Below are 19,213 nucleotides of genomic sequence, written 5' to 3' on the forward strand. Positions count from 1 at the left end.
CTCCCCTATGCCCCTGCATTCCGTCCAGCGCCTCTCCCCTACCGCCGTGCTGGGCCTCTGGCACCTCACCGAAACGCCCGAAGACCTGTGGCCCGCCCTGCCCCACGCAGAAGCGTACCAGCCGCTACTGCCCGCCACCGCCGATGCCCGGCGGCAGGCGCAGTGGCTGGCGGGCCGCCGGCTGGCCCACGCGCTATTCGGCGAATTGCCCACGCCCCTGCCGCCCGAAACGCTGGTCCAGAACGACGCCACCGGGCGTCCCTGGCTGCTCGGCGCGCCGGCCGACACGGTGGTGTCGTTGTCGCACTCCGGCGAGTGGGCAGCCGCCGTGCTGGCCCAAGGTGGCCGCGCCGGGGTCGACATCGAGCTCATCCGTGACAAAGCCCAGCGCCTGGCTAAAAAATTTCTGGCCGAAAACGAGTGGGCGCACGCCCGCGCCGCCACCGCCGATGCAGCCGCTGACGCACATTACACCCTGCTTTGGAGCGCCAAAGAATCCTTGTACAAGCTGGCCGCGCAGCGCGGCATTATTTTCCGCCAACAGCTGCTACTCCACGAATTTAGCCCGCAGGCATCCGGCGAAATCCCCGCTACGTTAGTCCTGAGCGGCGCTGAGACGCGGCACCGCATTTGCTATACCCAACCCGCGCCCGGCTACGTGCTTACGTATTGCCACGAACCCGCCGAGTAGCCGCGAGCATGTTGCGCCGCGCCGTTTTGTCTTACCTTCCCGCCATGTCTTTCCGTCGCATTTCCATTCTGACCGCCGTGGCCCTGCTGGCCGTCACGCTCGCCGTGGGCGTAGCCCGCGCCCAAGGTGGCGGTACCGTCTCCGATTTCACCCTGAAAACCGCCGCCAACGCCGACGTTGCCCTCAAAAGCTACGCCCAGAACAAGGCCGTGGTGGTGGTATTTCTGAACCCGGCCTGCGCCTTTTCGCGCCTCTATCAGGAGCGGCTGGCCTCGCTCAGCAGCGCCTACCGGGGCCGGGGCGTCCAGTTTCTGTTCATCAACGTGCCCATCAATATCGATGCGCCGGGCACCGCTGCCCCCGGCGAAGTTGAGCTGCCCACCCTCACCGATGCCAGCCAGCAGGTGGCCGGCCTGCTCGGCGTAACCAAAACCGCCGAGGCTGTGGTGCTGGAGCCGGCCGGCAACGGCTTCACCATCCGCTACCGCGGCGCCATTGACGATAACCCCCAGGTATCCGGCAGCGTGCAGCAGCCGTACTTGAAGCAGGTGCTTGATAATGTGCTGGCCGGCCGCCCCGTCGGCGTAGCCGACAAGCGCGCGGCGGGCTGCTTGATTAAGCGATAGAAATAAAAGTGTCGTCTGTCATTGCGAGTGAAGCGCAGCGCAACGCGGCAATCCTTCCTGTTAAAACCAGACACTTTCTTTTATCAGAAAGCCCTGATACTTCGCTGTATCGGGGCTTTCTACTGTTAAACGTTGTCATATCTCAGAGTTGGTCGCTTTGTGAGGACGGATTGCCGCGTTCCGCTGCGCTCTACTCGCAATGACAGGCGAAACCCATTTACTGCGCCGAAAACCGGAAAGCCGCTGGCGTCAGCCCGGTTTTGCTCTTAAAAAGCCGCGTGAAATATTGCGGGTACTCAAACCCCAGCTGGAACGCGGTTTCATTAATGGTGAGCGAGGTACTGAGCAGCAGGCGCTTGGCCTTTTCGATGAGAGCCTGGTGGAGGTGCTGCTGGGTGGTCTGGCCGGTGAGGGTACGCAGCATGTCGCTGAGGTAGGCGGGCGACACGTGCAGGGCATCGGCAAAGTGCTGCACGGTGGGCAGCGGCTGCTCGGTATCGACGGCAAAGTAATTGGTGAGCAGGGCTTCAAAGCGGCTGAGCAGGTCGTGCTCAGTACTGCGGCGGGTGAGAAACTGGCGGTGGTAGAAGCGGTTGGCGTAGTTGAGCAGCACGTCGAGCTGCGACACCAGCACATCCTGGCTAAAGGCGTCGATGGGCCGCCCGTACTCGGCCCGAATGTTATCCAGCAGCGCATCCAGGGCCGTTTCTTCCTGGGCCGAGAGGTGCAGGGCTTCGTGCACAGCGTAGGAAAAGAAGCCGTAGCCGGCAATTTTCTGGCCCAGCGGGTACTTGCGCAGCAGGTCGGGATGAAACACCACCATCCAGCCGCTGATTTGGGAAATATCCAGCGTGGCATCAATGGCAAACACCTGCCCGGGGGCCTGGAAGCCCATCACACCCTCGCCAAAATCGTAGGATTGATGGCCGTAGTGGACTTTGCCCTTCAGGTTTTTCTTGACCCAGACGGTGTAGAATTGCTGGAGCACCGGCGTCAGCTTTTCGGGCAGCACGTTGCCGCGGGTCTGCTCCAGGTCGATGACGGTGAGCAGCGGGTGGGCCGGCGCGGGCAGCCCGCACAGGCGGGTATAGTCCGTCACGGTTTCCAGGACGCGGATTTCGGGGACCGGCTGTTTCATGAAAAAATTTTCTTTTCTAACTCCTGTCATCCTGAGCTGGCGAAGGACCTTGTCACGTTCACATCGACAGAATTACTGCAAGCTGTTCAATTGTGATAAGGTCCTTCGCCAGCTCAGGATGACAAATGGTTTTAGGCTTCCGTTACTCCGCAGCTGCAAGCGGCAACTGCTGCAACAGAAACTGCAGAATTTCGGCCTGCAATTCCGTCTGAAACTGCAGCCGGTCGAACCCCGGCGGGTCTTGCGAGGGCGGGAAGGCCGGCCCCGTGCGCTCAGGCGGGAACGGGCTGAAGAAGGAATAATGGCCGGCATTTGCGATGATGCGGTGCTGCACCTGCCGGCGGTCGGCCACCCCGTTCAGCACAATTTGCGCGTGGAAGTCGGGGGTCCATTCGTCCTTTTCGCTCATCATGAGCAGGATGGGCACCCGCACGTTGCGCAACGCATCGGCCGCCCGGTACCACACGGTAGCCGGGGCCAGCAGCACCAGCGCCCGCACCCGCGCATCGGGCACGACGGGGATGGGCTGCGGCGTGCCACCTGCCGGCGTGGCCGGGAGCGAGCCGGGCTGCCCGCCAGCCAGGGCCAGGGCCGTGTAGCCGCCCAGCGAATGCCCAATCAGCGCCACCCAATCGGGCCGCAGCGCCGCCCCAAATTCCGCCAGCAGCCCATCAATAGCCAGGCTGAGGTGGCGCGGCCGGGCCACGAGGTTATCGGGCGTGTTGTGCCATGAGTTGTCGTCGCGGTGGTTGGCGTGGTGCCAAGGCAGGCCCACCACAAAACCATTGCGGGCCAGAAAATGCGCCAGCAGCCGGTGCGTGAGCGGCGTTCCGCCGGTGCCGTGCGAAATCAGCACCAGCGGAAACGGGCCGGGTTCGATGGGCGCATCCAGCGCCACGTCAAGCGTGTAGGGGCCGATGGCCTCGGACCGGCCGGGCATGCTGCTGGGGTACAGCACGAGCAGCGGGAAGGTCAGTCCCAGCGCGGCATCGGCGATTTCCAGGGTGCGGCAGCCTACAAAGTCGGGCATGGGTTAAGGGATTCGGCAAAATGGCCGTTGGTACCTGGCAAACTTAGCCGCCATTGTGGCAGCAGTTGCAGCATGACGGTTTTACTTCACCGTTCCGAATGCCAGCCTTGCCGCCTAAAACCCTTCCGGATACGCCGCGCCCACCGAGCTGCCTACCGGCATGATGGCTTCCAGCTCGGCCAATTCTGCCGGGCTTAGCGTAATGCTGGCCGCAGCCACGTTCTGCTCCAGATACTTGCGGCGCTTGGTGCCAGGAATGGCCACTACGCCCTGCGCCAGCACCCAGGCCAGGGCCAGCTGCGCGGCCGTCACGCCTTTGGCCTGGGCCAGGGCTTGCAGCTTTTCCACCAGCGCCAGGTTCTGGTAGAAGTTCTCGCCCTGGTAGCGCGGGAACCAGCGGCGCGAGTCGTTGGGTTCGAAGTCGTCGGGGGTTTTGATATCGCCCGACAAAAAGCCCCGGCCCAGCGGCGAATAGCCCACGAACCCAATGCCGAGGTCGCGGGCGGCCTGCAGCGCGCCGGTTTCCTCCACGCCCCTGTCGAAAAGCGAATACTCGGTTTGCAGGGCCGTGATGGGGTGCACGGCATGCGCCCGGCGCAGAATGTCGCCCGATACTTCGCTCAAGCCCAGGTAGCGCACCTTACCCTCTTCCACGAAGCGGCTCATCATGCCCACGCTGTCTTCGATGGGCGTTTCGGGGTCGAGGCGGTGCAGATAGTAGAGGTCGACGTAATCGGTGCCCAGGTTGCGCAGCGAACGTTCGATGGACTTGCGGGCGTACTCGGGCCGCCCGTTGAGCTTGCCCGTGAACTTCTCGTCGTCGCTCACCTCAAAGCCGAATTTGGTGGCCAGAATGATGTCGGCCCGGCGGCCGGGCAGCACCTTGGCCACCAGCCGCTCGTTCAGCATGGGGCCGTAGAGGTCGGCGGTGTCGAGCAGGTTGACGCCCAGCTCCAGGGCGCGGTGCAGGGTGGCCAGGCTTTCGGTTTCGTCGGCCTCGCCGTACACGCTCATGCCGTCGATGCCGGCCGTCATGCCCATGCAGCCCAGGCCTTCTACGGGCACTTCCAGCCCCTGACTGCCGAGGGCTACGCGTTTGATTTCACTCGTCATATTGGGGTTGCTTTTGAGGTTTTTTGATGCCTCAAAGGTCCGGTCCGTCCCCTGCGAGGAACCTACACAAAACCCCGTTTCTGCAACACAAAACGCCGTAGGGTGCGGGGTCGTACCTGAAAGGCTTGCCCCCGCACCCTACGGCGTTTTATTACTCCAAAATGCTTAGCAGCACGGCCACCTCGGCCGCTTTCACGGGCTCCTGCAGGCGCTCGAAGCTCATTTGCAGGTTGCGCATGGCGCGGCGCACGATGTCGAGGTGCGAGCAGGGCTCGTAAAAAATGGGGTTCGAGGTGATGTTGAGCTGCGACACGTAGTGCTCAATATCGGTGCGCGAGAGCACCAGGCCGCGGTTATAGCAGTTGATGTAGAACGGCTCGGCTCCCGGCAATTCGGGGCGGAAGGTGAGCACGAACAGGTTGGGCAGGTTCACCCCGAACACCGGCAAATGCAGGCGCTGCGCCACCAGCAGGTAAATGACGCACAGCGTGAGCGGGTTACCGCGCTTGGTTTCAATCACACGCTGCAGCATCGAGTTAGCCGGCGAGTGGAAGTGCTGGGTGTTGGCCGCAAACTTGTGCTGCCGGAATATCACGTAGTTCAGGGTTTGCACCTGGTCGGCGGGGTGCATGTCGGGCCGCAGGGCCGTCCAGGCTTCAAAACGGAGCTGCTCGATGGCGCGGTTCAGGGCCTGGTAGTCGGCGTCGGGGTACTGGTAGGTATTCAGCAGCCACATGCCTTCGAGCAGGTCGGTAGCGCCGGCCTCGCGCCACACTTTTAAGCGCTGCTGCAGGCCTTCAAACTGCAGGTGGTGAATTAAATCCTCCAGCCGGTGCTGCTGCTGGCTATCAAGCGTTTCCTCCCACGACTCCTCCAGAAAGGGGATTATGCTCTCGCCCAGGTTCTGAATTCTATCCTGGATTTGCGGCGCGATTTCCGGGTCGTCGAGCAGCGAGATTAGGGCTTTGATTTCTTTGTTGGTCATTGGATGCGAAACGGCCGTCGCTAGGGTTGCGGGGCCGAATTTAACACGCGGAACGGCCTTTTGGGTTTCATACAACGATGTAGCGTGGCCTCTGCGAGTCCGCGCACGCGCATCGCGAGTTCAATCATTGCCTGCTAATAGCGCAAAGTCATACTCGCGATAGACTGTAGCGAGGACTCGCAGAGGCCACGCTACAGCCTATCGAAACAGGTTCGTTTTCGCCACTTCCAGCAGCTCACTGCCGCGCCCATTCATCAGCGCCTTCAGCGTATACAGGCCGAAGCCCTGCGCCTGCTTCAGCTCGATGCTGGGCGGCATGCTCAGCTCCTGGCGCTTCACCACCGCATCGACCAGCGCGGGCCCGTCGTGGGCCAGGGCTTCGCGGAGCACGCTTTCCAGGTTGGCGGGGTCGCTCACGCGGAAGCCTTTGAGGCCGGCCGCCGTGGCCAGCGCGCCGAAATCGGGGTTGTCCAGTTCGGTGCCGTATTCGAGGATGCCGGCGGCCTTCATTTCCAGCTCCACGAAGCCGAGGGCAGAGTTGTTGAAGACGATGATTTTAACCGGGATTTTGTGCTGGCGAATGGTCAGTAATTCGCTCAGCAGCATGGCCAGCCCACCGTCGCCGCACAGGGCGATGACCTGCCGGCTAGGTTCCACCAGGGCCGCACCGTAGGCCTGCGACACGGCGTTGGCCATGCTGCCGTGCACGAACGAACCGATGAGCCGGCGCTGGCCATTCATGTGCAGGTAGCGGGCGGCCCAGATGGTGGGCGTGCCCACGTCACAGGTAAAAATGGCGTTTTCGGTGGCCAATTCATCCAGCAGGCGGGCTACGTGTTGCGGGTGCAGGCTGGTATCGCCGGCGTCGCCGGTGGCCAGCTCGGCGAGGTGAGCGTCGTCGTCGCGGTGGCGCTTTTGGGCTTCTTCGAGGTGGGCGCGGTCGGTGCGCGGCGTGAGGTGGGGCAGCAGCTGGCGCAGGGTTTCGGCCACGTCGCCAGCCAGCCCAATTTCGACGCGGGTGCGCCGGCCAATGTTCTCGGGCCGAATATCGACCTGCACCACGCGGGCTTTTTCGGGGTAAAACTGGCGGTAGGGAAAGTCAGTGCCCAGCATCAGGATGGTATCGGCATCCATGAGGGCATGGTAGCCGGCGGGCATGCCCAGCAGGCCCGTCAGGCCCACGTCGTAGGGGTTGCCGGGCTCCACGTGCTCCTTGCCGCGCAGGGCGTGTACCACGGGCGCCTGCAGGGCGGCGGCGGTGTGCACCAGCTCATCCAGCGCCCCGGCGCAGCCGATGCCGGCCAGAATGGTCACCTTCTCGCCGGCATTCAGCAGTGCCGCGGCTTGCTTAATATCGGCCTCTGAGGGGCGCAGGGTGCTGCGGCGGCCGTGGGTGGGCAGCAGGGTTTCGGGGGCTTCGGTTTCGAGGTAGGCCACGTCGCCGGGCAGTACCACCACGGCCACGCCGCGCTGGCCCAGGGCGGCCGCCACGGCGCTTTCGACGGTGCGCACGGCCTGCTCGGGCACTGAAATCAGCTCGCAGTAGTGACTGCATTCGCGGAACAGCCGCTCGGGGTGGGTTTCCTGGAAGTAGCCAGTCCCGATTTCCACGCTCGGAATCTGGGCCGCCAGGGCCAGCACCGGCACGCGGCTGCGGTGGCAGTCGAACAGGCCGTTGATGAGGTGGGTATTGCCGGGGCCGCAGGAGCCGGCGCACACGGCCAGGTCGCCCGTCAGGTAGGCTTCGGCCCCGGCGGCAAAGGCCCCGCCCTCCTCGTGCCGTACGGCAATGAATTCGATGTTGTGGCGAGTGCGGATGTTGTCGGTGATGCCGTTGAGGGAGTCGCCCACCACGCCAAACACGCGCTTCACGCCGGCGGCAACGAGGGTATCAACAATGATGGCGGCTACGGATTTTGTGGGCATATTTTTCTGCGTTAGGGTCAGGGGCTCTACGCAAAAACAGAAGGCCCGGCAGTATTTGCCGAGCCTTTTTATCAGCAGCAGGATTAACCGAAGACGCCGCCCGGCCGCTAATCCTGCTGCGAGGGCAGCTGCTCGGTGGCCGGCACCGCCGAGCGGCGCGCCAGCTTATAAGTGAGGGCCAGCACGAGGTTGTTTTTGGCCGAGTTTATCTGCGGAATGAACTGGCCCGCCCGGTAAGTCGGCAGGTTGTAGTTGGCTTGGTTCACGAAGCCCAATTGCAGAATTAGGCGCGCCGTGGGCTGGTAGCCGAAGCCGCCGTACACCCGGTTGCGCTCAAACACCGGCCCTTTTGGATTGAGAAAAATTTCATCGTAAGCCGACAAAAACCAGGTACCCGCTGTAATGGTCGGCTTATTCAGCGGGTAGAACGCGTTGAGCCGGTAGCGCAGCCGCTGCCGGAACGCGCTGCTGTCGTTGCGAAAAGCCAGCCAGCGCTGCTCGATGCGGTAGCGATGCTCCAGCTTCAGGCGCTTGGTTACCTGCGTCAGCGTCAGCTGCTGCCAGAGGCGCTTTTCCACGTTCAGCGGGCCGGCGCCCAGGTCCTGGTAGTCGGCCGTGACGTAGCGCCCGCCGCCCACCAGCACCGAGAAATTGGGGTCGATATCGTAGCTCACGCCCGCTTTCAGCTCGTGGTAGAAATACTGGCTGAACACGCCGTTGAGGCGGGCCTGGGCTTCGGCGTAGCCCCCCAGCTTGTGGTCGGCCGTGCCCGGCAGAATTACCGTACCGATAAACCAAGTGCCCCAGGGGTGGGTAGCGTTGGCCTGCGCCCGGGCTTCTCCCGAACCCACCAGCAAAAGCCCCAGCAAGCCGGCAGAAATAAGCTTATTCATTCAATATCCCACGGCCGGGAAATGGCCTCCGCCGCTCAGGGCCAGCAAATATACCCGCCCTGCACATCGCCGCTTCTGCTACCTGACATTCACCGGCTGGGGCTGCTGCGCGAAGTAGCGCTGCCGCCACGCCACCAGCAGCCCCACCGCGCCCACCAGCCCGCAAATGCCCAGCCACAACAGCATATTATACTGGTCGAAAACGGCCCGGTATACGGCAGTGTAGGCAAACAGCACCGCCCCCACCACCTCCCACAACCGGCTCTCAAACAGCGGCGACGTGGTTTCGGGCACGGCGGGCAGGTTCACCACCACGCGCAGGCGGGTCCAGTCCCAAGCCAGCAGTAGCAGGCCCGCCAGCAGCATCAGCCCGGTGATGAGGGGCGTGCCCCGAAAGTCGTAGGAAATGGTGATGACGAAGATGTTGGCCATGATGCTCACGTAGGCCAGCGCCCCCAGCAGGGCGAAGCGCTGCGTGAGCAGCAGCATTCCCGCCAGGCACTGCGCCACCCCAATAAACTGCCAGTACAGCCCCGACTGGTACATCATTTCGAAGAAATAGCCGGCGCTGTGCACGCCCCCGTCAACCGACATCTGGGTGAAGCGGTGCCCCTTGATTTTAATCAGACTGGCAAACACAAACGCGCCGCCCACCAGGTATCGGGTGTAGATAATGCCTAGCTGTAGCAGCAGCGAGTGTTTCATAGCCTGGCGAGTCATGGCGACGGGCGTGTTATTTCAGGCTCAGCCCCTGCGCCGCTGCCCCGCCAAAGGTGACCGTGGCGCTATCCGAAAAGCGGTAGCGCAGCTGCGGGATTCTCGTTTTCAGCGAAAGCCGGCTTTGGTGTTCGATGGCCAAGTCGGCGGCCTGGATGTTGTTATTGCCAGCCACTTCCAGCGTGGGCGTGCTGCCAGCCACCGTCCCGGCCACGGCGCGCAGTTGCCGCAGGTTGTTGCTTTCCAGCGTCACGGTGCCGGCCCAGCGCTGGCTCAGGCGCAGGCTGTCCTGGTTGAAATTGCGCACCACTACCTCCCCACCGGGGCTGTTGCGGTAGTCTTTGCGCTGGGCCGGCGCGTAAGGCGCGTCCGTGGTCAGTTGCAGCAACTGCGGGCAATGAATAATTACATGCGGCTGGCCCCCCAGGAAATGTTCTTCTTTGGGGTCGGTGAGCGTCACGGCCAGGGTCCGGCCATGCTGGCGGAGGCGCACGTATTTGGTGGCCTCCTTATTTACCCACACACCGGCCGGGCCGGCCTCAATCTTCACCCGGAAGTAGAGCCCCGCCGGCACTTCCACAACATCGAAGGCGGTACTGGCTTGCTTGGCGAAGTTCTGCAGCGGGTCTTTGTAGTGCCCGGTGCGGTACTCGGCGTGCAGGGCGGCATCGTAGGTGACCAGCGAGCCGAGCACCAGGGCCACGGCGGCCACAAAAAGCTTGTTACTGGTTTTCATCAGGCAGGCGTGGAAAGGGGTTGGGGTTGAGCGTTTTTAAATTCCTCGTAGCGGCGCTGCACTTCGGGCAGGCCAATGCCGAGCAGCAGCATGGTGCCGAACACCTCCGGCAACTCCTGGCTCAGAAACCGCTCGCGGCGGGCGGCCTGCACCTGCTGCACGGCGGCGGGCGCCACAAAAAAGCCGATGCCGCGCTTGTTGTACAGCACCTCCTGGCTTTGCAGCAGCTCGTAGGTGCGCATCACCGTGTTGGGGTTCACCTGCAGGTCGCCGGCCAGCTCGCGCACCGACGGTATCTTGCTGTCCGTCGGCCACTTGCCCCGCATTATCAGCTCGCTCACGTACCCGGCAATCTGCAGGTAAATGGCCTCATTATCTTTGAATTCCATGATGTACTTCCCTTAAATCTGCTTCTCCGTCACGCGCAGGTAGGCCGCCGCCCAGGCCAGCAGCATCATGCCCAACGGCACCAGCGCAAACCAGCTCATCTGGGCGTGGGGCAGCTGCAGCACATGCCATTCTTTGCCCTCACGCAGCGTCATTTCCGCAAACGGCATCACCGTGTTCAGCTTCTGCCCCACCAAGGCCTGCATCGCCTGAAAATTGAGGGCGACCACCACCACGGCCGCCAGCAGCATCCCAAAGGCCGTGCGCACAAAATGCTGCCTCACAAAGAAGATGCTGCCCCACAAAAACACCGAATTCACCACCGCGTACACCACCAGCGACCAATACAGCCGGCTCTCGTTCGAAAACAGTTGCACCATTTTGGCCGGTTGGCCGTCGCCGCTATCGAGCTGCAGCACCAGGCTGTCAATCAGAAAGAAGCAGCCCACGTACACGGCCAGAAAAATCGGCAGCGAGTAGAGCCAGCCCACCAGGTATTTTTCCCAGTGCGAAGCAGGCAGCATCAGCGCCGCCGTGGCCTGCTTCTTGTTGCCGAACGAGGCAAAAACAGTACTCGTGAAAAATGAGCCCGCCGCCAGTAGCCCCATCGTGAAAATCACCTGCTGAATGTCCGGCAGCAGCGGCCCCGACGACATGTACGCAATGAACCCCAGCACCAGTCCAATGCCGCCCAGCAGCACGCCCGTGGCCAGCAGGTAGCCGCCGGCGTGCTCGGTGGTGTGCTTGTTGAACAAGCGCCCGAAGCGCGAAAAATCAAAGAACTGGCTCATGAGTGGATTGCTTTTGAGATAAGTAAGAAGTCAGGGCGGGCGCTTCGCCCACCAGCGCATTGAACAGCAATTCCAAATCGATGCGGCCGGCCACCCCGCCGCGGTTGGGCCGGATGACCTGCGCGCCGCGCACCGACTCTTCGACGTAGAGGTCGGCGCCGCTCGCCTCCGGCACCGTGGCAAACGTGAGCCGCTCGGCCAGCTCGCCCAGGTCGGCATTGAGCACGATGCGCTGGCCGTGCAGCACCACCACGGTATCAATCAGGCTTTCCAAATCGCGCACCTGGTGGGTCGAGATTATCAGGCAGCGCTCTTCCGTGAGGGCCGTGGCCAGGAGCTTGCGAAACTGCGCTTTGCTCGGAATGTCGAGGCCGTTGGTGGGCTCGTCCATCACCAGCAGGCTGGTATTGGCGGCCAGCGCAAAGGCAATCATGAACTTCTTCTGCTGCCCGAAGCTCAGCGCCGTGAGCACCGCCTGGGCCGGCACTTCAAACTCGCTGAGGTAGTACGCCAGCTCCTCGTGGTCGAATTTGGGGTAGAAGCCGGCCGTTTGCGCCACAAATTTTGCGGCCGTCACGGCCGGCACATGAATCTCTTCGGGCAGAAAAAACAAGTCGGCCAGCACGGCCGGCAGCCGCCGCGCCGCCGGCTGCCCCAGCACCTCGCAGGTGCCGCCGTCCGGAAACGCCAGCCCCACCATGTTCTTAAGCAGCGTGGACTTGCCCGCGCCATTCTTGCCCAGCAGGCCGTAGATGTGCCCGCGCGCCAGCGTCAGGTCGAGGTGTTGGAAGAGCGGGCGCTTCTTGGAGTACCCAAAATGGAGGTTGCGGATGGTGACCATGTGCGCTTGCCTAGTGTATTATTGTTCTAGTACACTGCAAACGTAAGTCAGAAATCATCAACCCCGCAAATTTTATTTTACTTCTCGCAAAAAAGCCTATTCCCTGCCAGGGAATGGGCTTTTTGTCTGAATATGAAGCTTGTTCAACTAAAAGTTAGCCAGGACATGATTGCGCCGCTCATCGTATTCCTCTTCCGTGATGAGCCCATTCTGCAGCATGCTTTTCAGGTTTCGCAATTCGACTAGGGTGCGGTTGGGCGTGGTAGGCACGGCGGGTGTTGGCTTTTCCTCCGTTGTCGGATTGGTGCGCTGAGCACACTCGTTACAGGTAACGCCAAGGACCAGATGGCCATGTTCGCAATACTTCTTTCTATCAATTATAGACATATTAATTCATGTGTATATTATCGAATTTCAAATATCCACAATCGCCTCGGCGAAGTACAAAGTTCAAAAATTTCTTTTTAGTTAAATTCATATTATATTCACTGCTGTGCCACGTCTTCCTCCACCCATCCAAGCTGCCCTGCGCAAGGCCGTTGCGACCCGCTTCGGCCAGCCGTTGCGCTATCCCAGCCACTGCGACGCCCTTGAGCTGGAGCTGCGGCAGAACGTAGCTACTGGCGGGCGCCGCCTGAGTCCCAGCACCCTGCGGCGCTTCTTCGGCCTGGTAGACAAGGACGGCGGTTACCACCTGCACACCCTCGACACCCTGGCGCGCTACGCGGGCCATGCCGACTTTGCGGCCTTTGGCCAATCGGTGTCGGGCATGGCTATGCAGGAACCCGCGGCGCCGGGCGGTGCCACCGACATTCCGGAGCTGCTGGCCATGGAGCAGTTGGCATATCCCGAGCGCCTGCTGCTGGGCTATTTTCTGGGGCGCATCACGCGGCCGGCGCAGCCCGGTGGGGCCGCCGCGCCACTGGCCTTGCAGCTGGCCATGCACCCGGCAGGCCAGGAATTCTACGTGGAATCCTTCGTGGACCTGGCCCACCTGACCAGCGCGTTTGGCGAAGTACTGGCCACTTACCTGCAACACAAGCACACGCCCGAGGCGCAGCTTTTCGGAAATGCGGCCTTGTTTCTGGCTGAATTTCTGGCCGAGAACGAACCCGCCTGGCGCCAACGTTTGGCCCGGCTGCTGGCCCTGCCCGTGCCGCCCGAAGTGCACGCCTTCCCCCGGGGCCGACGGGCGTTTGCCGAGATAGTATCGGCCTGGTACGATGCGCCCGACCATGTGGTGCCGGCCGACCTGCTGGCCCGCCTGCACGAGGAAGCCGTCACGGTGCCGCGCACGCTGGTGCCCCCGGCTCCGCTGCCGGCTTTCTATAATTTATTTCCGGCCGGCTACCACTTTCTGATAGCCGAGGGCCTGTTCCTTACCGGCCAGTTTCCGGCGCTGCTCGATTGGCTGGCCCTCACCAACCGTGAGTATCCCGAACTGCCCTGGCTGGAAACCAATGTGTTCGACCAGCTACTACGTGCCTTTCAGGCCGTAGCCGAGCTGCGTACCGGGCTCATCAGCGCCCGCGCCCCGCACCTGCATACGCTTTTCAACCTGGAAACCAACAGCTGGCTGCTCGACTATTTTCAGGTGCACATCTGGCTGGTCGAGCTGCACTTCGCCGTCGGCACCGATGCGGCTGAGGAAACCCGGCTCCGCAGCCACATCAAGGAATTTGCTGCGCTGTACAATATGCCATTTTTCGAGCGGGTGGCGGAGGGGATAAGCGCGGCTTGAGTTGATGGAATGGCGTACAGACGCATACTTGCGTCTGTACATCGTTCGGAAGCTACTCGCCAATAATTCAACCACCTTCTTGAAATTCGAAATTCGGGCCAAGTGGCGCCACAGCCTCGCCTAGAAGCCGGGATGGCCCGTGTCGCCCTCTTCCAAGAGCAGTTGGCCCAACAACGCCCGGGCCTTAAACACGTCCTTGCCGACCACGCTGATGATGTGGCGGTAATCGTGCTCAGCATAATGCAGCCCAGTGCAGGCAGCAAGGATTATTTGGTGGTTTTCGCGGGCTTGGTCGGGGCAACTTCGTTGACGGCAGCGCGAAAGGCCTTGAGGGCGGGCGAGGGCTTGCCGTCGTCGCCCCAGGCGCAAAGCTGGTAGCCGCTCCAGCTTTTGGCCCCCTCGGGCTCCCAGTAAAACACGCCCAGGCCCTTGTGCTTCGGCACGGCGCGCACGGCTTGCTGGGTGGCCACCAGCAGGTCGTAGGTGTTCTGCACGGCCGTATAGTCGTTGCCCACTTCGGCCACCACCACTTCCTTGCCAGGGTAGCGGCTCACCATGTCGAGCAGGTTGGCGCGCAGGTCGGCAATGGAGGCCGTGTAGTCCTGCTTGAGCCAGTAGGGGTAATACGACATGCCGATGACGTCGAACTTGTCCCCGTTGGCGGTGAGTTTGTCGAAGAAATCACGGTACATGGCGTTGTCGTTGCCACGGTCGAGGTGTACGACAACTTTACTGGTAGGACTGGCTGCCTTCACCGCCTCGTAGCCTTTGGTGATGAGTTGGGCCAGCTGCGGGAAGTTCTTGGTGCTGCCCTCGGGCCACAGCAGGCCGCCGGGTATCTCATTGCCGACCTGCACCCACTCCGGCGTTACGCCGCTTGCCCGCAAGGCCTTCATCGTGCTGAAGGTGTGGTCGTAGACATCGGTCAGGAGCTGGCTGAAGGGGTGGCTAGCCCAGGCAGCGGGCTTGGCCTGCTTGCCCGGGTCGGCCCAGGTGTCGCTGTAGTGGAAGTCAATCATCACCCGAAAGCCCAGGTCCGTGGCCCGCTTGGCCATGGTCACCACTTCGGCGGGGCTGCAATGCCCGTTGGTTTTGTCGTCGGAGGGGTTCACGAACACCCGCAGCCGGATGGAGTTAATGCCCTGCGCCTTGAGGATGGTGAAGCAGTCCTGGGGCACGCCCTGCTCGTTGCGAAACACGTAGCCGTTGGCTTCCATCTGTTGCAGCCAACCTACGTCGGCACCTTTGGCAAAAGCCTGCGCAGCGGCTTTGGGAGCGGAAAAGGCGGTGGCGCACCAAGCAGCGCCCAGCAGCAGGGCGGTGCGGGAGAAGCGGTTCATAATGGCAAGGCAGGGAAGGCGAGTGGCAGGAATAGGAATGGGTGGTTGGGTGAGGCAGAGGCAGTTTTGACCACTCTGTTGGGGGCAGTCGGGGTCAGAGATACACCGGTTTCATCGGCTTCAGTTGACTAATTCTATTACTTCTGCTTTATCATAAAAATAAAGGCCTTTACGACAGGTTATAGAAACATTATCCGAAGTAAGTCTCATAACCAGCATTCTTTTAATCGTGTCGTCTACAAAATCCACGCGGTAACTTCTATTGAAAAACTTGTTCGCCGAATATATTCTCAATGCTCTATCCTTTGAATCAAACTTCCATATTCCTTGCTTATCGCTAGCCCTCAAGTTCAATTCAGAACAACGCAGGTCAGTCGGTAAAACGCACGAACCGTCTGACTCAAAGGCCCACACATTACTGCCAAAGCAGCCCATGTATTCTTGCCCGTCTTTTATAATCGTATCAATGCTCCAAAGGCCGTCAATTGCCTTTTCAGCGGCAGACTTGCAACCTGTCAATAAGAACAATGTCAGAAAATAAGCAATGTGAGTTAATGTCTTCATTTCCGGCATGAAATCAACAAGGCTTTCATTTTCACACCTGAATCACCCCCACGTTGTACGCCTTCTCAATCGGCGCGTGGTTGGCCGCAGAAATCCCTTCCGAAATCACCTTGCGCGTTTCCAGCGGGTCAATTACGGCGTCGACCCAGAGGCGGGCGGCGGCGTAGTACGGCGAGAGTTGCTCGTCGTAGCGGGCCTTGATGCGGTCGAGTAGCTCCTTTTCGGCCTCGGGGGTGATGACTTCGCCCTTGGCTTTGAGCGAGGCCACCTGGATTTGCAGCAGGGTATTGGCGGCTGCGGCGCCGCTCATCACGGCCAGTTGGGCGGTGGGCCAGGCCACGATGAGGCGCGGGTCGTAGGCCTTGCCGCACATGGCGTAGTTTCCGGCGCCGTAGCTGTTGCCCACGATGACCGTGAACTTGGGCACCACCGAGTTGCTCATGGCATTCACCATCTTGGCGCCGTCCTTGATGATGCCGCCCTGCTCGGAAACCGAGCCTACCATGAAGCCCGACACGTCGTGCAGAAACACCAACGGGATGCGCTTCTGGTTGCAGTTCATGATGAAGCGCGCCGCCTTGTCGGCCGAGTCGGAGTAGATGACGCCGCCCATCTGCATGCCGGTTTTCTTGCTCTTCACAATTTTGCGCTGGTTGGCCACGATGCCCACGGCCCAGCCATCAATGCGCGCCAGCCCGCAGATGAGCGTCTGGCCATACAGGTCCTTGTAGGGCTCAAACTCGGAGTTGTCGACCAAGCGGCTGATGATGTCCATCATGTCGTAGGGCTTCACGCGGTCGGCCGGTAGCAGGCCGTAGATTTCCTGCTCGTCCAGTGCCGGCTTGGCCGGCGTGCTGCGGCTGAAACCGGCCGAAGCCTGCCCGCCCATCTTGTCGAAAATGTTGCGGATGTGGGTCAGGCACTCCTCGTCGGTATCGAACTTGTAGTCCGTCACGCCCGAGATTTCGGAGTGCATGCTGGCGCCGCCCAATGCCTCGTTGTCGATGGTTTCGCCGATAGCCGACTTCACCAGATAAGAACCCGCCAGGAACACCGAGCCCGTCCCGTTCACAATCATGGCCTCGTCGCTCATAATGGGCAGGTAGGCCCCACCGGCCACGCAGGGCCCCATGATGGCCGAAATCTGCACGATGCCCATGCTGCTCATCACCGCGTTGTTGCGGAAGATGCGACCGAAATGCTCCTTATCGGGGAAAATCTCGTCCTGCATGGGCAGGTACACGCCGGCCGAGTCGACGAGGTAGATGATGGGCAGCTTGTTTTCGATGCTGATTTCCTGGGCCCGCAGGTTTTTCTTGGCCGTGATGGGAAACCAGGCACCGGCCTTCACAGTGGCGTCGTTGGCTACCACCACACACTGCCGGCCCGCCACGTAGCCGATGACCACGACCACACCGCCACCGGGGCAGCCTCCCTCCTCTTTGTACATCCCCTCGCCCGCGAAAGCTCCGATTTCGACCTGAGCCGCGCCTTTATCCAGCAGATAGTCAATCCGCTCGCGGGCGGTGAGCTTGCCTTTGGCCTTGTGGGCGGCAATGCGCTTCTCACCACCACCGAGGGCTACTTTCTGAAGCTTCTGGCTGAGATTAAAGCTGAGTTGTTTGAGTTGGTCTTCGTTGCGGTTGAACTCGACGTTCATAAAAAAGCGGGTGGGATTTGGAGGAATGGGCACAAAAAAATCCGCCCGGGGGCGGATTTCAAAGGTACGGCGGGTTTGAACGTTGGTCCGATTATCAACTGTCATCCTTAGCTCCGTTCAGGATGGCATGAGCTCCGCTCAAGATGGCATGCGCATTACTTCAGTGACGAGGTTTCTACCTTTTTCACTTCCGTTTTAATGCTGCCGTCGGGCTCCTTCTTGGTTTCTACCTTGCTCTTGTCCTTGCCGCCGCCAAATACCGAGAAGTGCACGTAGCGCTTGGGGTTGGCCTTGAAATCGACCAGCAGGTCGTTGGAGCTGGCGGTGGTGGCGGCCAGGTTGTTGTAGAGTGTCGAGTCGTGCAACAGGCGGCCCATCGAGCCTTTCTGGTCGCTGAGGGCCGTGTTGAGGCTTTTTACGGTAGTCTGCGCATCGGCCAGGGTCGAGTTGAGGCGGCGCAGGGCCGGGCCCACCGGCGCGGCTTTCAGCGAGTCGGAGAGCTGCGAGAAGTTCACCGCAATTTTATCGAGCTTGCCGGTGGTCTTGTTCAGGGCAGTACTCATCTGGGCCAGGTTGCGGGTGATGAGGGCGATGTTGGCCTGGTTGGCCACAATCAGCTTCTGCAGGGCCTCGGTGCTGGCGCGCGCGCCGGCCAGGGTGCCCTGAATGCTGGTCTGGGCATCCTTGTTCAGGAAGCTGTTGATGTGGGCCAAGGTAGCCCCCACGGTATCGAGCACGGGCAGGGCCTTGGCCTGGAAAGCATCGGCAATGCCGGACGGCGTCACGGTGCGGATTTCTTCGCCACCGGTGTAATTCTTCGAGTTGCGGCCCAAGGTAAGAGTAATGGCCTTGGAGCCCAGCAGCGAGCCGCCCAGGCTGGCGGTGGTGGAGTCGCCCACCACCACATCCTTCTGCAATTCCAGCGCCACACGCACGGAGTTGCCTTTCTCGGGCTGCAGCTCCATGCTTTTCACCTGGCCTACTTTAATGCCGTTGAGCGCCACCAGGGCGCCCACGTTCAGGCCATCAACGCGGGGGTAGGTAGCGTAATAGGTATGGTCGGAGGAAAGGACGTTGCTGCCACGCAGAAAATTATAGCCGATAACGAGAGCGGCAATGGCGACGATGGCGAGAAGCGCCACTTTTATTTCTTTAGACACGGAGGTAATAGTTGGATGAGAATAGAGGGAGGCGAAGGCGACTTACGGAATTTACGGCGGAAATGCGACTGCTGGTTGCCCGGCAGCACAACGCCCAGGTGCGCCGCTTGGTTACCCGCCCTCCAGTTCGCGTTTGTATTCGCGGAAGGCGCGGTAGATGCCTGCGGCCATATACGATTGATTGGATTTATCGTTGAGGTAACGCTCTTCGGCCGGATTGGTTAGAAAGCCCGACTCAATGAGCACCGAGGGCATGGTGGATTTCCAGAGCACCAGAAAGCCGGCCTGCTTCACGCCCCGGCTGGGGCGGCTCACGCTGGTGCGCAGCTGCCGGTCCACGCGCTGGGCAAAGCGCAGGCTGTTGGTGATGTAGGCCGACTGGAACAGCGAGAACAGGATGTGGCTTTGGGGCGAACGAGGGTCGAAGCCGTCGTAACGGGTTTTGTAGTCTTTTTCTTGCAGGATTACCGAGTTTTCGCGCTGGGCCACGCCCAGGTTGGCGTCAGTTTTGTGCAGGCCCATGGTCCAGACTTCGGTGCCGTGGCTCTGGCTGGGGCCGGCGTTGCAATGAATGGAAATGAACAGGTCGGCGTGGTTACGGTTGGCAATGGCGGCGCGCTCGTCGAGTTCGATGAATACGTTGGTTTTGCGGGTGTAAATCACCTTCACATCGGGCATGTTCTCCTCAATCTGTTTGCCTAAAGCGAGGATGATGCTGAGGGCCACGTCGGCTTCGCGGGCACTGGCGCCGGCGCAGCCCCGGTCTTTGCCGCCGTGGCCGGCATCGAGCACCACCGTGCGCAGGCGGTAGCGGTAGGGCACATTAGGGGTAGAAGCTGAAAGCGCTGAATCGGGGGCGATGCGGGCGGAGTCG

Annotated in this window: 20 protein-coding genes; 3 read left to right on the forward strand and 17 right to left on the reverse strand. The window is 61.3% G+C overall.

Annotated features, from left to right (window positions below; genetic code table 11):
• Positions 1-7: 7 nt before the first annotated feature.
• Positions 8-691, forward strand: a complete 684-nt coding sequence (locus ACYU7Q_RS08495; protein WP_460609019.1) for a 4'-phosphopantetheinyl transferase superfamily protein — start codon at positions 8-10, stop codon at positions 689-691.
• Between the two features lie 44 nt (positions 692-735).
• A complete protein-coding gene (locus tag ACYU7Q_RS08500; RefSeq protein ID WP_460609020.1) occupies positions 736-1,317 on the forward strand; it encodes a thioredoxin domain-containing protein in 582 nt (193 codons plus the stop codon).
• 217 nt (positions 1,318-1,534) lie between these two features.
• On the opposite strand, the gene ACYU7Q_RS08505 is transcribed toward ACYU7Q_RS08500, so the two are convergent.
• The 12 genes from ACYU7Q_RS08505 to ACYU7Q_RS08560 all read right to left on the reverse strand — a co-directional run bounded on the left by ACYU7Q_RS08505 (position 1,535) and on the right by ACYU7Q_RS08560 (position 12,261).
• Positions 1,535-2,455: a helix-turn-helix domain-containing protein gene (locus ACYU7Q_RS08505; protein ID WP_460609021.1), complete on the reverse strand. Its 921-nt coding sequence runs from the start codon at positions 2,453-2,455 to the stop codon at positions 1,535-1,537.
• Positions 2,456-2,597: 142 nt separating this feature from the next.
• On the reverse strand, positions 2,598-3,485 hold the full coding sequence (locus ACYU7Q_RS08510) for an alpha/beta hydrolase family protein (protein WP_460609022.1): 888 nt from the start codon (positions 3,483-3,485) through the stop codon (positions 2,598-2,600).
• A 114-nt stretch (positions 3,486-3,599) separates the two neighbouring features.
• A complete protein-coding gene (locus ACYU7Q_RS08515) occupies positions 3,600-4,598 on the reverse strand; it encodes an aldo/keto reductase (RefSeq protein ID WP_460609023.1) in 999 nt (332 codons plus the stop codon).
• A gap of 151 nt (positions 4,599-4,749) precedes the next feature.
• Complete coding sequence (locus ACYU7Q_RS08520) at positions 4,750-5,583, reverse strand: transglutaminase-like domain-containing protein (RefSeq protein ID WP_460609024.1); 834 nt, start codon at positions 5,581-5,583, stop codon at positions 4,750-4,752.
• A gap of 198 nt (positions 5,584-5,781) precedes the next feature.
• Positions 5,782-7,509, reverse strand: a complete 1,728-nt coding sequence (poxB, locus tag ACYU7Q_RS08525) for a ubiquinone-dependent pyruvate dehydrogenase (protein ID WP_460609025.1) — start codon at positions 7,507-7,509, stop codon at positions 5,782-5,784.
• A 107-nt stretch (positions 7,510-7,616) separates the two neighbouring features.
• Positions 7,617-8,402: a DUF2490 domain-containing protein gene (locus tag ACYU7Q_RS08530; RefSeq protein WP_460609026.1), complete on the reverse strand. Its 786-nt coding sequence runs from the start codon at positions 8,400-8,402 to the stop codon at positions 7,617-7,619.
• Positions 8,403-8,480: 78 nt separating this feature from the next.
• A complete protein-coding gene (locus ACYU7Q_RS08535) occupies positions 8,481-9,107 on the reverse strand; it encodes a hypothetical protein (protein WP_460609027.1) in 627 nt (208 codons plus the stop codon).
• 28 nt (positions 9,108-9,135) lie between these two features.
• On the reverse strand, positions 9,136-9,855 hold the full coding sequence (locus ACYU7Q_RS08540) for a hypothetical protein (RefSeq protein ID WP_460609028.1): 720 nt from the start codon (positions 9,853-9,855) through the stop codon (positions 9,136-9,138).
• The gene (locus ACYU7Q_RS08545; RefSeq protein ID WP_460609029.1) at positions 9,855-10,244 is read right to left on the reverse strand and encodes a GntR family transcriptional regulator; all 390 of its coding nucleotides are present in this window, start codon (positions 10,242-10,244) and stop codon (positions 9,855-9,857) included. Before ACYU7Q_RS08545 ends, ACYU7Q_RS08540 begins: the two co-directional genes overlap by 1 nt.
• A gap of 12 nt (positions 10,245-10,256) precedes the next feature.
• Positions 10,257-11,033: a hypothetical protein gene (locus ACYU7Q_RS08550; RefSeq protein ID WP_460609030.1), complete on the reverse strand. Its 777-nt coding sequence runs from the start codon at positions 11,031-11,033 to the stop codon at positions 10,257-10,259.
• Positions 11,017-11,874, reverse strand: coding sequence for an ABC transporter ATP-binding protein (locus tag ACYU7Q_RS08555; protein WP_460609031.1), 858 nt, complete (start codon positions 11,872-11,874; stop codon positions 11,017-11,019). The genes ACYU7Q_RS08550 and ACYU7Q_RS08555 overlap by 17 nt, the downstream gene beginning before the upstream one ends.
• 147 nt (positions 11,875-12,021) lie before the next feature.
• Positions 12,022-12,261 carry an SHOCT domain-containing protein gene (locus ACYU7Q_RS08560; RefSeq protein WP_460609032.1) on the reverse strand — a complete coding sequence of 80 codons (240 nt, stop codon included), beginning with the start codon at positions 12,259-12,261 and terminating at the stop codon, positions 12,022-12,024.
• A gap of 106 nt (positions 12,262-12,367) precedes the next feature.
• Between ACYU7Q_RS08560 and ACYU7Q_RS08565 the strand changes: the two genes are divergently transcribed.
• On the forward strand, positions 12,368-13,615 hold the full coding sequence (locus tag ACYU7Q_RS08565; RefSeq protein ID WP_460609033.1) for a hypothetical protein: 1,248 nt from the start codon (positions 12,368-12,370) through the stop codon (positions 13,613-13,615).
• A gap of 266 nt (positions 13,616-13,881) precedes the next feature.
• Here the strand turns inward: ACYU7Q_RS08565 and ACYU7Q_RS08570 are convergent, their stop codons facing one another.
• From ACYU7Q_RS08570 to ACYU7Q_RS08590, 5 genes are all read right to left on the reverse strand, one after another.
• Positions 13,882-14,955, reverse strand: coding sequence for a glycoside hydrolase family 53 protein (locus ACYU7Q_RS08570; protein WP_460609034.1), 1,074 nt, complete (start codon positions 14,953-14,955; stop codon positions 13,882-13,884).
• Positions 14,956-15,075: 120 nt separating this feature from the next.
• Positions 15,076-15,519, reverse strand: a complete 444-nt coding sequence (locus ACYU7Q_RS08575; protein ID WP_460609035.1) for a hypothetical protein — start codon at positions 15,517-15,519, stop codon at positions 15,076-15,078.
• 31 nt (positions 15,520-15,550) lie between these two features.
• Positions 15,551-17,179, reverse strand: coding sequence for an acyl-CoA carboxylase subunit beta (locus ACYU7Q_RS08580; RefSeq protein WP_460609036.1), 1,629 nt, complete (start codon positions 17,177-17,179; stop codon positions 15,551-15,553).
• A gap of 155 nt (positions 17,180-17,334) precedes the next feature.
• Entirely contained in the window at positions 17,335-18,339 is a 1,005-nt protein-coding gene (locus ACYU7Q_RS08585) for an MlaD family protein (RefSeq protein WP_460609037.1), read from the reverse strand.
• Between the two features lie 111 nt (positions 18,340-18,450).
• Positions 18,451-19,200 carry an N-acetylmuramoyl-L-alanine amidase family protein gene (locus tag ACYU7Q_RS08590; RefSeq protein ID WP_460609883.1) on the reverse strand — a complete coding sequence of 250 codons (750 nt, stop codon included), beginning with the start codon at positions 19,198-19,200 and terminating at the stop codon, positions 18,451-18,453.
• Positions 19,201-19,213 lie beyond the last annotated feature (13 nt).

Source organism: Hymenobacter terrigena (assembly GCF_054776515.1).